The following is a 16,202-nucleotide window of genomic DNA, read 5'->3' as shown; positions in this document are numbered from 1 at the left end:
GACAGCGGCTCGAGCTCGGCGAGGTCGAATCCGCGCTTCTCGCCCATCCGTCGGTGGCTCAGGCCGTGGTCGTCGTGCACCGCAGCGAGACCACCGGCGAGAACCTGGTGGGCTACGTGATCCCGGTATCCGGTGGAACGATCGACACCGCGTCTGTGCTGGACGCGGCAGTGGAGACGCTGCCCGCGTACATGGTGCCTGCTCGGATCCTCGTCCTGGACAGCTTCCCGCTCGGTGCCACCGGCAAGTTGGACCGTGGTGCACTTCCCGAACCCGACTTCGTCACGTCCGAGGCCGAATACGTCGCACCCCGCACTCCGGTCGAGGAGATCGTCGCAGGGGTGTTCGGTGCGGTGCTCGGCGTCGAACGCGTCGGTGCCGCCGACTCGTTCTTCGACCTCGGCGGAAACTCCATTAGCGCAACAAGGCTCACCGCCAGGCTGACCGCCGCGCTTGGCGCGCAGCTGTCGGTTCGGGACTGCTTCGAGCACCCGACCGTCGCGGAACTCGCAGAGCTGCTCGAAGCGACCGCGGGAACCGCCGAACACCGTCCCGCGCTCGTCGCCCGGCCGCGGCCCGGACGCATCCCGCTGTCGCTGGCTCAGCAGCGGATGTGGTTCGTCAACCAGTTCGATCCCTCCTCCCCGGCCTACAACCTGCCGCTGGCGGTGCGGTTGACCGGCTCGATCGACCCGGCGGCGCTGAATTCGGCGTGGGCGGACGTCGTGGAGCGGCACGAGTCGCTGCGGACGGTCTTCCCGGTCGGCGACGAGGACGCGCACCAGGTCGTCCTGCCCGTAGCCGACGTGGTGTCCGACCTGACCCCGATCCCGGTCGCGGACGAGCAGGACCTGTTCGCGCGGATGCGCGACCTCGGTGCCACCGGATTCGACGTCACCGAGACGGTCCCGGTGCGGGTCGCCTGCTTCGAGGTGAACCCCGCCGACCACATCCTGATGATGGTCGTGCACCACATCTCGGCCGACGGTGCTTCGCTGGCGCCGCTGTTCACCGACGTCATGACCGCCTACGCGGCGCGTGCCGCAGGCAGTGCTCCCGGCTGGGAACCGCTGCCCGTCCAGTACGCCGATTACGCGCTGTGGCAGCGTGAGTCGCTCGGCGACGAGTCCGACCCCGAATCGCTGGCCGCCCGGCAGCTGGGCTACTGGCAGCAGGCGCTCGGCGGGCTCCCCGAGGTGCTCGAACTGCCGACCGACCGGCCGCGACCGCCCGTGCAGTCGCTGCGCGGCGCGTCGGCACGGTTCACGATCGACGCGCAGACCCACCGCGGTCTGCTCGCGATCGCCCAGGAAACGAACTCGACCCTGTTCATGGTCGTGCACGCCGCGCTCGCCGTGCTGCTCGAGCGGCTGTCGTCGCAGACGGACGTCGCGATCGGCACGCCGGTCGCCGGTCGCGGCGAGCAGGAACTCGACAGGCTCGTCGGCATGTTCGTCAACACCCTCGTGCTCCGCGCGTCGGTGCGCCCCGACGACACCTTTGCCGACCTGCTCGCACAGGTCCGTGCCACCGATCTGAATGCGTTCAGCCACAGCGACGTTCCGTTCGAGCGTCTCGTCGAGGTGCTGGACGTACCGCGGTCGACGGCGCATCAGCCGCTGTTCCAGGTGGCGTTGTCGTTCGACAACAACGAGTCGGTCCGGATGGAATTCCCGGGTCTCGAGATCTCCGCGCTCGACGCCCCGCTCGAGGTCGCCAAGTTCGACCTCCAGCTGAGTGTCGGTGAGCGCTACGTCGACGGGGCCGCCGCGGGCATCGCCGCGACGTTCAACTATTCGACCGACATCTTCGACGAGCGGACCGTCCTGAGCTTCGCGGACCGGTTCCACCGGATCCTCGCCGCCGTGTCGTCCGACCGCGACGTGGTCCTCGGCGACATCGAGATCCTCGATGCCGCGGAGAAGGCCGCGATCGCACCGGTCCGGGGACCGCAGTCGGTCGAGCCGCGCACGCTGCCCGAACTGCTGCGCTCGGGTGTCGAGATCTCGCCGGAGTCGGTGGCCGTGTCGTTCGAGGGCCGCGAGCTGACCTACCGCGAACTCGACGAGCAGTCGAACCGGCTGGCCCGGGTTCTCGTCGAACGCGGTGTGGGGCCGGAGAACTATGTCGCACTGGCGATCACACGTTCCGTCGAGTCCATCCTCGGGATCTGGGCGATCGCCAAGTCCGGCGGCGCCTACCTGCCCGTCGATCCGAAACTTCCGTTCGAGCGGATCGGCGAGATGCTGGCCGATTCGGGCGCGGTGCTCGGACTGACGGTCGCCCTCCACCACGACTACCTTCCCGCCACGGTGCCGTGGATCGTCCTCGACGAGACCGTGGCCATCGAGGAGATCGCTGCCCGCAGCACGGCCGCGGTGGAGGACGCGGATCTGCGCCGCGGCCTGACGGTCGATCACCCGGCGTACCTCATCTACACGTCGGGTTCGACGGGTAAGCCGAAGGGCGTCGTCGTCACCCACCGCGGACTGGCGAACCTCACCCGCGAGGTGCGCGAGCACTACGTCGTGACGCCGGACTCCCGGTTCCTGCACGTGGCGTCGCCGAGCTTCGACACGTCGGTCGGGGAGATGCTCGCCGCGTTCAGCGCCGGCGCCACCCTGGTGGTCTCGCCCGCGGACGTCTACGGCGGCGACGAACTGGCCGACCTCATCCGCCGCGAACGGGTCGACAACGTGGTCATGACCCCGACCGCGCTGATGACCGTCGACCCCGACGGACTGGACTGCGTGAAGTCCGTCGTCGTCGGTGGCGACACCTGTACCCCGGAACTGGTGGCACGGTGGGCGCCCGGCCGCGAGATGCGCAACGCCTACGGTCCCACCGAGACCACCGTCATCGTCACCATCACCGAGCCGATGGTCCCCGGTGAGCGGGTGACGATCGGTTCGCCGCTGCGCGGCGTGGAGTCCCTCATCCTCGATTCGCGGTTGCGGCCGGTCCCGGAGGGAGTTCCCGGCGAGCTCTACATCTGCGGTCCGTCGGTGACCCGTGGCTACCACAACCGGCCGTCGGTCACGGCGGAACGGTTCGTGGCCAACCCGTTCGGTGAACCCGGCGCGCGCATGTACCGCACCGGTGACGTCGTCCGGTGGGCGGACGGGCATCGGGTGGAGTACGTCGGCCGGTCCGACTTCCAGGTGAAGGTCCGCGGATTCCGTGTCGAACTCGGTGAGATCGACGCCGCCCTCGCCGCACAGCCGGACATCGAGTTCGCGGTGACGGTGGGGCGCGCGAACCCCGCCGGGCTCACGACCCTCGTGTCGTACGTCCTGCCGGCCGACGGTGCGATCGTCGAGCCGGAGACGCTGAAGTCGGTTGTCGGCGAGACGCTTCCGCCGTACATGGTGCCGTCGGTGGTGATCGTCCTCGACGAGATCCCGCTGACCGGCATCGGCAAGTTGGATCGTGCGCGGCTGCCCGAGCCCGAGTTCGTCACCGCGGGTGCGGAATTCCGTGCCCCGACGACCCCGGCCGAGGAGTCGATCGCCGTCATCTTCGCCGAGGTGCTCGGGCTCGAGCAGGTCAGCGTCGACGACAGCTTCTTCGACCTCGGCGGAAACTCGCTGAGCGCCACCCGGGTCGTGTCCCGGGCCGGGCAGGTGTTCGGTCTCCGGATCGGAGTGCGCGAACTGTTCGAGGCGCCGACCGTCGCGGGCCTGGCCGCTCGCGTCGCCGCCCCGGACGAGAACGTCCGGCCGCGGCCGATCCTCGCACCGCGGGAGAAGTCTGCCTTCGTCCCGCTGTCGCTGGCACAGTCCCGGATGTGGTTCATCAACCGCTTCGACCCGGACTCGCCCGCCTACAACATCCCCCTCGCGGTCCGGTTGACCGGCGCCCTGGACGTCGGCGCACTGCAGTCCGCGGTGCTCGACGTGCTGGAGCGGCACGAGTCGCTACGCACGATCTACCCGGATTCGGCGGACGGCCCGCACCAGGTGATCCTTCCCGCCGACCAGGTGCGGCTGGACCTGACGCCTGCCGCGGTGACGGACGACGAACTGCGCGAGCAACTGGTCGACATGGTCACCAGCGGATTCGACGTCACTGCCGACGTCCCGCCGATCCGGACGCGACTGTTCGAGGTCGGACCACAGGACTACGTGCTGGCGCTCGTCGTGCACCACGTGTCCACCGACGGCGAATCCACGGCGCCGTTCGTACGCGACGTCATGGTGGCGTACGCGTCCCGGGCCGCCGGGCACGAACCCGGCTTCGCACCGCTGCCGGTGCAGTACGCCGATTACGCGATCTGGCAGCGTGAACTCCTCGGCAGCGAGGACGACCCGGACAGCCTGATCGCCGCCCAGTTGGGCTTCTGGACGAAGACCCTCGCGGGGGTGCCCGACCTCCTCGAGCTGCCGGTCGACCGGCCGCGGCCCCCCGTGCAGTCGCTCCGTGGGTCGCGGATCGACTTCACGATCGACGCCGAGGTGCACCGCGGTCTGGCGGCGCTGGCCCGCAGGCACAACGCCAGCGTGTTCATGGCCGTGCACGCCGCGTTCGCGGTGCTGCTCAGCCGGCTGTCCGGCACCGAGGACATCGCGGTGGGCACCCCGATCGCGGGCCGCGGCGAACGCGAACTCGACGACGTCGTCGGCATGTTCGTCAACACCCTCGCACTCCGCGTGCAGGTCGACGGGCAGCAGACGTTCGACGAGATCCTCGATCGCGCCCGGGAGGCCGACCTCGAGGCGTTCTCGCACGCCGACGTTCCGTTCGAGCGCCTGGTCGAGGTCCTGAACCCGGCACGCTCGATGGCCCATCACCCGATCTTCCAGGTGGGCTACTCGTTCCAGAACACCACGAAGGCCGAGCTGGAACTGCCCGACCTCACCGTCACGCCGCTCGAGGTCGAGGGCGACACCGCACAGTTCGACCTGCACCTCATCCTGGGGGACAGCCCCGAGGGCGAGCAGATGTCGGGCGTGTTCACGTTCGCCACCGACCTGTTCGACCCCGCCACCGTCCAGCGCTTCGCGGACATGTTCCGGCGGGTGCTGGCCGCCGCGGTGGACTCGCCGCGGACCGCGGTCGGCGACCTGCCGCTCGTCGGGGCCGACGAGCGCGCGCTGGTGCTGTCCGGATGGAACGACACCGAGCAGTCCCTGCCGGAGACGACGCTCGCCGACATGTTCGCGACCGCCGCCGCGGCGAATCCGGACGTCACCGCGCTCGTGTTCGACGGCGAGTCGCTCACGTACACCGAGTTCGCGACGAGGGTGAACCGGCTGGCCCGGCACCTCATCGATCGCGGTGTCGGCCCGGAAACGGTGGTCGGCCTGGCGATTCCGCGTTCGGTGGAACTGCTGGTCGGAATGTACGCGATCGCCGCGGCCGGCGGCGCGTACCTGCCGATCGACCCGGACCATCCGGCGGATCGCACCGCGTACGTGCTGGAAAGTGCGCAACCCGTCTGCGTGCTGACGGCCCGTGCGGTCGTCGAGGCGCTGCCCGGCGGCGTCGACTACCTTCTACTCGACGAACTGGACCTCGGCGGACTCGACGCGACTCCGGTGACCGACGCGGAGCGCACCGCTCCGCTGCGGATGGACAATGCCGCGTACGTGATCTACACGTCGGGTTCCACCGGCAGGCCGAAGGGCGTGGCGATCGCGCACGGTGCGATCGTGAACCAGTTGCGGTGGAAGCAGTCGGAGTACCCGCTCGCCGCGGATGACGCGGTGCTGCTCAAGACGGCGGCGACGTTCGACCTGTCGGTCTGGGAGTTCTGGTGGGCACTGACCGCGGGTGCGCGGCTGGTCGTCGCCACCCCGGACGGCCATCGCGATCCGTCGTACCTCGCCGGACTCGTTGCGGAGCAGCAGGTCTCGACGGTGCACTTCGTGCCGTCACTGCTGTCCGCGTTCGTCGCGGTGGCGGAGCCGACGCAGCTGGTGTCGCTGCGGCGTGTGCTGTGCATCGGTGAGGCACTGCCGGCCGACGCGGTGCTCCGGTTCCGCGACGTCTGCGACGCCGAGATCTTCAACCTGTACGGCCCCACCGAGGCCGCCGTCAGCGTCACGCACTACCGATGCGGCGACGAGCGCGACGGTTCGGTCCCGATCGGCAGGCCCGAATGGAACACGCAGACGTACGTTCTCGACTCGCGTCTGCACCCAGTTCCCGCCGGTGTCACAGGTGAGCTCTATCTCGCGGGCGAGCAGTTGGCGCGCGGATACTTCGGGCGCCACGACCTCACGGCGGAGCGGTTCGTCGCGAATCCGTTCGGCGAGGCCGGGGCCCGGATGTACCGCACCGGCGACCTGGTGCGGTGGAACCGCGACGGCAACCTCGACTACGTCGGGCGCAGCGACTTCCAGGTCAAGGTCCGCGGCTTCCGCATCGAACTCGGTGAGATCGAGCGTGCCCTCGTCACGCACCCGTCGGTGGCACAGGCCGTCGTCGTGGTGCATCACGACCGGCACACCGGCGACCGGCTCGTCGGCTATGTCGTACCGGAGCCGGGGCACTCGGTCGACGACACCGACGTCCTCACGTTCGCGGGCCGGTCGGTTCCGGGGTACATGGTGCCGTCCGCGCTGATCGCCCTGGACGCGCTGCCGCTGAACATCAACGGCAAGCTCGATCGCAAGGCTCTGCCCGAGCCCGAGTTCGGCGGCGCCGCAGACCATTACAAGGCTCCCCGGACCCCCGTCGAGGAGATCGTCGCGGGAGTCTTCGCGGACGTCCTCGGTCACGAGCGCGTCAGCGTCGACACCAGCTTCTTCGATCTCGGCGGCAACTCGCTGGTGGCGACCCGAGTGGTCGCGCGGATCAACGCCGCCCTCGACACGTCGATCGGAGTGCGCGAGCTGTTCGAGGCTCCGACGGTGATCGCCTTGTCGGCGCGTGCCGAGCAGTCCGATTCGGCGGGCACGAACCGGCCGGCGTTGGTGGCGCACCCGCGTCCCGCCCGGATTCCGCTGTCCCCGGCACAGTCCCGCATGTGGTTCATCAACCAGTTCGACACCACGTCGGCGGCATACAACATTCCGCTGGCGATCAGGTTGACCGGCCGTCTCGACGTCGCGGCGCTGAAGCAGGCGCTCGGCGACGTCGTCGAGCGGCACGAGACGCTCCGCACGACGTACCCCGACACCGGTGACGGACCGGGCCAGGTCGTGCTGCCCGCCCGGAGCTTCACCGCACTGGACGTCGAGGACGTGGCCGACGAGAATGCGTTGCGCGAACGCGTGATCTCCCTCGTCACCGCCGGATTCGACGTCGCGCAGACCGTTCCGGTCCGCGCCCGCCTCCTGCGCATCGACGACGACCAGCACGTGCTGGTCATCGTCGTCCACCACATCTCGTCCGACGGCGCCTCGACGGCACCGCTGGCACGCGACGTCGTGATCGCCTACAGCGCCCGCGCGGCCGGCTCGGAACCCGCCTGGGCTCCGCTCGACGTCCAGTACGCGGACTTCTCGCTCTGGCAGCACGAATTGCTGGGTGACGAGAACGCCCCGGATTCGCTGGCCACCAGGCAGATCGACTACTGGCGGACCACGCTGAGCGGTCTGCCGGACGTGCTGCCGCTGCCGACGGACCGGCCGAGACCGCCCGCACAGTCGATGCGCGGCGCGAACTTCGACTTCGAGATCGACGCGGAACTCCGCGGCCGGCTCGGGGCGCTGGCCCGCGAACACAACGCGTCGCTGTTCATGGTCGCGCACGCGGCGCTGTCGGTGCTGCTCGCGCGGCTCAGCGCCACGGATGACATCGCGGTGGGCACCGCGATCGAGGGCCGCGGCGAGGCCGCACTCGACGACCTGGTCGGCATGTTCGTCAACACGCTGGTGTTGCGAGCGCAGGTCGACGTCGACGCCCCGTTCGCCGACCTCCTCGCACAGGTGCGTCAGCACGACCTCGGCGCGTTCACACACACCGACGTGCCGTTCGAGCGGCTGGTCGAGATCCTGCAGCCGGAACGCTCGACCGCGTTCTCGCCGCTGTTCCAGGTGGCTCTCGCGTTCCAGAACACCGAGCAGGCGCATCTCGAACTGCCCGGACTGACGGTCGAGGGACTCGACGGTGGGATCAACGCCGCAAAGTTCGATCTGCAGCTCACGCTCGCCGACGCGGCAGACGCTGACGGGGATACGCCGATGCGTGGCGTGTTCACCTACGCCACGGATCTGTTCGACGAGCGCACCATCGCGGCGTTCGCGTTCCGCTTCCAGCGCATCCTCGAGGCGATCACCACCGACGCGTCCGTACTGATCGGCGACATCGACGTCCTCAGCGAGAACGAGCACGCCGTGCTCGCACCGGTGCGCGGCGCGGACACCGCCGCACCCGAGATGCTGTCGGGCATCCTCGGCGCTGCCGCGGCGGTGAACCCCGACGCCGTCGCCGTCGTGTGCGGCGACGAGCGGGTCACCTACCGGGACCTCGACGAGCGCTCGAACCGGCTCGCTCGCGTTCTCATCGGCAGAGGCATCGGGGCCGACGATTTCGTGGCCCTCGCGCTGACCCGTTCGGTCGAATCGATCCTGTCGATCTGGGCGGTCGCGAAGACCGGGGCGGCGTTCGTCCCGGTGGATCCGAGCTACCCGTTCGACCGGATCATGCACATGGTCACGGACTCCCGCGTGGAAATCGGTCTCACCACCGACGCCCACGTCGCCGAACTCCCGGACACCGTGCGCTGGCTGGTGCTCGGTGCGGACGAGATGGACGACGCGTGCGCGTCCGTGTCGAACGACGCCGTCACCGACGCGGACCGCGTCCGTCCGACCCGGGTCGACGACGCGGCGTACGTCATCTACACGTCGGGGTCGACGGGCCTGCCCAAGGGCGTCGTCGTCACCCACACGGGCCTGGCGAACGTCACGACCGAGCAGGTCGAGCGGCTCCGGCTCACCCCGCAGTCGCGGGTGCTGCACTTCGCGTCGCCCAGCTTCGACGCGTCGGTCTTCGAGTTGCTGCACGCAGTCGCCGCCGCGTCGACGATGGTCATCGCGTCCGGTGTCGTGTACGGCGGAGACGAACTGGCGCGGTTGCTGAAGAAGCAGAAGGTCACGCACGCCTTCATCACCCCCGCCGCGCTCACCACGGTGGACCCGGCCGGGTTGGAAGGCATCGAGGTGCTGTCGGTGGCGGGCGAGGCCTGCCCGCCGGAGCTCATGCAGAAGTGGGCGCCGGGCCGGCGCATGTTCAACCTGTACGGCCCGTCCGAGGCCACGATCTGGAGCACGTCGAGCAACCCGATGGAGGCGGATCGGCCCGTCACCATCGGCGGCCCCACCCGGGGTGTCGACGTGGTCGTGCTCGACTCCCGGCTCACGCCCGTCCCGGTAGGGGTCGCGGGGGAGCTGTACGTGGCGGGACCGAGCGTGGCACGCGGCTACCACAACCGGTTCGCCCTGACGGCGGAGCGATTCGTCGCCAATCCGTTCGGCGGTCCCGGTGAGCGGCTCTACCGCACCGGCGACGTGGTGCGCTGGGTGCACGAGGGCGAGACGGGGGAACTCGTCCTCGACTACGTCGGCCGCAGCGACTTCCAGGTGAAGGTCCGCGGGTTCCGCATCGAACTCGGCGAGATCGACGCCGAACTCGGCAGGCACCCGAGCGTCGACTTCGCGGTCACGCTCGGCCATCACCGTGAGCAGACCGGGCAAACCGTCCTGGTGTCGTACGTGATGCCCGCAGCGGGCGCGTCGATCGACGTCGCCGAGTTGTCGGCGTTCGTGTCCGAGACCCTGCCCGGCTACATGGTGCCGTCGTCGATCATGGCCATCGACTCCGTGCCGCTGACACCCGCCGGAAAGCTCGACCGCAAGGCCCTTCCCGAGCCGCAGTTCGTGTCGGCCGCCGGCGAGTACACCGCGCCGTCCACGCCGATGGAGAAGGCGATCGCGGACGTCTTCGCACAGGTCCTCGGTGTCGACCGCGTCAGCGTCGACGACTCGTTCTTCGCCCTCGGCGGCGACAGCATCGTGTCCATCCAGCTGACGACCCGGGCCAAGAACGCCGGGGTGCTGTTCACGGCGCGAGACGTCTTCGAACGCAAGACCGTCGCCGCGCTGGCCGACGTGGCCGCGTGGGCCGCCGAGGTCGACTCGGTGAAGCTCGAGGAATTGCCGGGCGGCGGTGTCGGTACGATACCGCTCACCCCGATCGCGCACTGGCTGGTGGAGACGGCAGGAACCTTCGACAGGTTCTCGCAGGCCGTTCTGCTGACCACCCCACCCGCCGTGACGCGAGATCAGATGGCGGACACGGTGGATGCGATCCTGGCGCGCCACGACATCCTCCGCTCCCGGCTCACCCGGGACGGCGACGACTGGTCGTTCGAATCGCTGTCCGTTCGACGCGCGTTCGACGCGGACGAGCTGATCGAGCAGATCGAATTCACCGACAAGCCGGGCACCGACGAGTTCGAGCGGCTGGCCCGCGCGGCTCTCAGTCGTGCCGCAGACCGCCTCGATCCGGCGTCGGGCCGGATGACGCAGTTCGTGTGGTTTGCGCCCGCGGAGTCGTTGCCGGGTCAGAGCGGACGCCTGCTGGTGCTGGCGCACCACCTCGTCGTCGACGGGGTGTCCTGGCGAGTGCTGCTGCCGGACTTCGCGACCGCGGGGTCACAGATCATGGCGGGGCAGCCGGCGCAGCTCGAGCCGGTCGGTTCCTCCGTCCGGGCCTGGGCTCACGGTCTCGTGGAGGAGGCGAAGTCTCCGCACCGCGTGGCGGAACTCGACTTCTGGCGTGGAATGATCGCCGGCACCGATCCGCTGATCGGTCGGCGTGCGTTCGATCCGGAACGCGACGTGATCGGCCGGACCGACCGCCTGAGCATGACGTTCTCGACGCAGGTGACGCAGGCGCTGCTGACCACGATCCCGCAGTCCGTGAACGGCGGCGTCAACGACGGTCTGCTCGCGGCCCTCGCTCTCGCGGTGTCGCGCTGGCGTGAATTGCGCGGCGGGACCGCGGATCGCTCGGTGCTGATCAACCTCGAGGGACACGGCCGGGAGGAGTCGACCGTTCCCGGCGCCGACCTCTCCCGCACGGTGGGCTGGTTCACCAGCCTCTACCCGGTGCGGCTGGACGTCTCGCGGGCCGATCTCGCCGACGCGTTCGACGGCGGCACCTCGGCGGGAGCCGCGCTGAAGGCCGTCAAGGAACAGTTGCTGGCCGTGCCCGACAAGGGCATCGGCTACGGGCTGCTGCGCTACCTCAACGACGAGACGGCTCCGGCTCTGGTGTCGCTGCCGACTCCGCAGATCGGGTTCAACTACCTCGGTCGGGCGGGTTCGGTGGATCTGCCCGCCGAGATCCGGGATCTCGGCTGGATTCCGGACAGCGACTCGGGTGAGTTCGGCGGCGCCATGGACGACGAGATGGTGGCGCCGGCGGTGCTCAGTATCAACGCAGTGACGTCGGAGACCGCGTCCGGCCCCCAGATCGAGGCCAAGATCGCGTTCGCCACCGAGATCCTCGACGAGGCGGACGTGTGGGAGTTCGCGGAGTTGTGGCACGCCGCGGCGACCGCGCTCGCCGAGCACGCGACCGGGCCGAAGAGCGGCGGGCTCACGCCGTCCGACGTTCCCCTCGTGACCGTGACGCAGGACGACCTCGAGGCGCTCGAGCGGCGCTACCGAGGCGCCACCGACGTGTGGCCGCTCGCTCCGCTGCAGTCCGGAATGTTCTTCCATTCCGTTCTCGCCGAGGACGCGGTGGACGTCTACACGGCTCAGGTCGTGCTCGACTTCCAGGGTGTCGTCGACACCGGCCGCCTCCGCGGCGCCGCGGAGGCGCTGATCGCGCGCCACGCGAACCTGCGCACCGCGTTCGTCCCCGACGATTCGGGGACGGCGGTCCAGGTGGTCGTCGACCACGTCGCACTGCCGTGGAACGAACTCGACCTGTCCGGGCTGTCCGAGGCCGGACGCGAGGCGCGGATCAGTTCCGTTCTGAGCGAACACCGTTCGGCGCGATTCGACATGGGCCGCCCGCCCCTGATGCGGTTCCTCCTGATCCGCACGGGGGAGAGCAGCTACCGGTTCTCCATCAGCAACCACCACATCCTGCTCGACGGATGGTCGATGCCGCTGCTGATGAAGGACCTGCTGGTGCTGTACGCGACCCGCGGCGACGCTTCGGTGCTGCCGCGCGTGCGTGGCTACCGCGACTTCCTCGCCTGGCTGTCCGAACGCGACACCGACGCCTCACGCAGCGCCTGGGCGCACGCACTGGCGGGACTCGACGGCCCGACCGTTCTCGCGCCGGCGCCGAGCAGCGAGGACCGTCCCGAGCCTGCCGAATTCGCAGTGCACCTCGGCGAGGTGGTGAGCGAGAACCTCGCGCGGATCGCCCGGGACCGCGGCCTGACGATGAACACGATCGTCCAGGCGGCGTGGGGTCTGCTGCTGGCCCGGATGACGGCGTCCGGCGACGTCGTCTTCGGTGCCACCGTGTCGGGTCGCCCGCCGGAGGTCGCCGGTATCGAGTCGATGGTGGGTCTGTTCATCAACACCATCCCGATCCGGGTGCGCATCGATCCCCGCGAGACGCTCCTCGGCCTGCTCGAGCGGTTGCAGGCGGAGCAGTCGGCGCTGTTCGACCACCACCACATCGGTCTCCCCGAGATCCAGCAGATCGCCGGAATCGGCGGACTGTTCGACACGTTGACGGTGTTCGAGTCCTACCCCGTGGACCGGGCCGGACTCACCGAGGACAGCGACATCGACGGTCTCCGGGTCGCAGGAGTGCAGATCAGCGACGCCTCGCACTACCCGCTGAGCCTCCTGGCCCAGTCGGACAGCGAACTGCAACTGGTCCTGAAGTACCTTCCGGACGTGTTCGGCGCCGACACCGTCGAACGGTTCGGCTCGCGGCTGACCCGGATCCTGCAGACCATCGCGGCCGGAAGTTCCACTCTGGTGGGCGCTCTGGACCTGCTCACCGCGGACGAACGCATCCTCGTGCTGTCCCGGTGGAACGATTCCGGGCACGACGTGACGGACGAATCCGTGGTGTCGATGTTCGGCGCCCAGGTCGCACGCACACCGCACGGCACCGCGGTGGTGGCGGACCACGTGCGCCTCACCTACGCCGAGTTCGACGCGCGGGTGAACCGCCTGGCGCGGCACCTGATCGCACTGGGCGTCGGTCCGGACTCCGTGGTGGGCATCGCGATGCGGCGCTCGCTCGACATGGTGACCAGCCTCTACGCCGTTCACGCGGCGGGCGGCGCGTACGTCCCGATCGACCCGGAACACCCGGCCGACCGGACGTCGTACGTCGTGGACAGCGCCGCACCGACGTGCGTGCTGAGTTCGGCCGACGACATCGCGAACCTCGACGTGGACGTGCCCGTGTACCTGGTCGAGGACTTCGACCTGTCCGAGTACGCCGACGGCCCGGTCGAGGACGCCGAGCGGCTCGGGGACCTGCACCCGGACAACCTCGCGTACGCGCTGTACACGTCGGGGTCGACGGGACGTCCGAAGGGCGTGGCGATTCCGCATTCGGCGCTGGCCAACCAGCTGGCCTGGATGCGGGACGTCTACGGCATCGGCGCACAGGACGTGGTGCTGCAGAAGACGCCCTTCACGTTCGACGCCTCCGTGTGGGAGCTGTTCCTGCCGTTGGTGGTCGGCGGCACCCTCGTGATCGCCACGCCGGACGGTCACCGCGATCCCGAGTACATGGCGGCGACGGTCGGCACGGAATCGGTGACGGTGATCCAGTTCGTCCCGTCCGTGCTCACCATGTTCCTCGACGCCGCGACCCCCGACGGGTGCGGTTCGCTGCGGCTCGTGTTCGCGGGCGGTGAGCCGCTGCCGCAGTCGGCTGCGGAGCGGGTCGCCGGACTCGGTTCCGCGGAGCTGGTGAACCTGTACGGTCCGACCGAGGTGACCATCAACTCGACGGCCCACGTGGTGGAGCGGTCGGGACTGGGGACGATCGCGCCGATCGGTGCGCCGGCCTGGAACACCCGGGCCTACGTGCTCGACGCGCATCTGAACCCGGCACCGGTCGGAGTTCCCGGTGAGCTGTACCTCGACGGCGCGCAGTTGGCCCGCGGATACGTCAACAGTGCGGCGCTGAGCGCGGACCGGTTCGTCGCCAACCCGTTCGGTGGTTCCGGAGTGCGGATGTACCGCACCGGTGACCTCGTCCGGTGGAACGAGCACGGCGTCCTCGAGTTCGTGGGCCGCACCGACTTCCAGGTGAAGGTTCGCGGTCTGCGCATCGAGCTCGGCGAGGTCGAGGAGGCCTTCGTCCGGCACGTCGACGTGGCCCAGGCCGCGGTGATCGTCCACGACAGCGAGGTGGGGGCGCGGCTCGTCGCCTACGTCGTGCCGAGGCCGGATGCGGCGCTCGACACGGCGGCGCTCACCGGGTTCGTCGCGGAATCGTTGCCCGACTACATGCTTCCGGATTCGGTGATGGTGCTCGGCGCACTGCCGCTGGGTACCAGCGGCAAGCTCGACCGGCGCGCTCTGCCGGTGCCGGACTTCGCGTCGGCGGCCGAATTCCGGGCGCCGCGCACCGACACCGAGCGGGACCTGGCGGCCGTGTTCGCAGAGCTGCTCGGTCGAGACGGCGTCGGCATCGACGACTCGTTCTTCGAGCTCGGCGGCGACAGCATCGTGTCGATCCAGCTGGTGGCCCGGGCACGTTCGGCCGGTATCCACATCACGGCGCGCGACGTCTTCGAGCGGCGAACCGTCGCCGAGCTTGCGGCGGTGGCCGATTCGGGTGCCTCCGCAGCGGCGGTTCTGCAGGAGTACGAGAGTGGCGGCGTCGGAACGGTGCCGCTCACCCCGGTCGCCCGCAAGATGGTCGAGCGCGGCGGCGACTTCGACCGGTTCGTCATGCCGTTGCTGCTGACACTGCCCGCCGGGATCGACCGTGCACAGGTGATCGAGACGATCACCGCGGTCGTCGACAAGCACGACGTGCTTCGGTCGACTCTCGTCACGGACGGGTCGGAGGACGCGCTCGAGATCGCACCCGTCGGCAGCGTCGACATCGACGGGACGGTGCAGCGCGTGGAGCTCGCGGCCTGCGACCGGCCCGGCACCCCGGAGTTCGACGCGGTGGCGAGTGCGGCGTTCGACGCGGCGCTGGGTCGTCTCGATCCGCGAGCGGGATCGATGCTGCAGTTCGTCTGGTTCGACCCGGCGGAGACAGATCGACGCGGCCGGCTGCTCGTGCTGCCGCACCACCTCGTCATCGACTCCGTGTCGTGGCGAATCCTGGTGCCGGACTTCGCGACCGCAGGCGCACAGGTCGCGGCCGGGGCGTCACCGTCGCTGGAACCGGTCGGAACGTCGCTGCGGCGTTGGACCGACGGTCTGCTGGAGGCGGCAGCCGAGCCCGAGCGGGTGGCCGAACTCGGCGTGTGGGAGCACATGCTGACCGGTCCGGATCCGCTGCTCGGATCGCGTGAGCTGGACCTGCGCACCGACCTGGTCAACACGCTGGAACGGGCCCGAGTGGACGTGCCCGCAGCGGTCACCGAGGCCTTGCTGGGTGGCACGCCGGGCGCGCTGGACGGTGAGATCGGCGACGTCCTCGCGACCGCCCTCGCGCTGGCGGTGGCCGCATGGCGTCGTGACCGAGGGGTCGAGGCGTCGTCGACGGTGGTGACCCTCGAGGGACACGGCCGTGAGGAGTCCGCGGTTCCGGGTGCGGATCTGTCGCGGACGGTCGGCTGGTTCACCACGATGTACCCGGCCCGTCTCGATCTCGGTGGAGTGGACATCGCGGATGCCATGGACGGCGGCGCGGGCGCGGCGGATGCGGTGCGCGCGGTGCGCGATCAGCTGAGTGCGATCCCGGACCGGGGAATCGGCTACGGTCTGCTGCGCTACCTCAACCCCGACACGTCGGCGGTCATGAGGCAGTGGCCGGAACCGCAGATCGTGTTCAACTACATCGGACGCGTCAGCGCGGCCGAGGTTCCCGAGGCCGTGCGTGGCCTGGACTGGCTGCCCGACTTCGAGTCGCCCGTGTCGGGTGGATTCGAGAAGAGCGCGATGCCCGCGCAGGCGGTGCTCGACATCCAGTCGGTGATCTCGGAAACCGAGGAGGGCCTGCAGCTGTCGGCCTTCATGTCGTTCCCGCCCGGCATCCTGTCGACGCCGGAGGTGGACCGGTTCGGACAGTTCTGGGTGGCGGCGCTCTCCGCGCTTGTGGCTCAGGCAGGGGAGCGGTCGGAACGCTGA

At 69.7% G+C, this 16,202-nt stretch carries 1 protein-coding gene (cut by a window edge); it reads left to right on the top strand.

Annotated features, from left to right (window positions below):
* Positions 1–16,202, top strand: the 3' portion of a protein-coding gene (locus ACFTWF_RS10020) for a non-ribosomal peptide synthase/polyketide synthase (protein WP_378461047.1). 17,515 nt of this gene lie to the left of the window's left edge; 16,202 of the gene's 33,717 nt are visible here — the last part of the coding sequence; its start codon lies beyond the left edge, outside the window; its stop codon occupies positions 16,200–16,202.

The sequence above is a fragment of the Rhodococcus sp. NPDC056960 genome, assembly GCF_042674125.1.
Lineage (GTDB): Bacteria > Actinomycetota > Actinomycetes > Mycobacteriales > Mycobacteriaceae > Rhodococcus_F.
The sequence above is the reverse complement of the archived record's forward strand: the minus strand, read 5'-3'. Positions and strand labels throughout refer to the sequence as shown.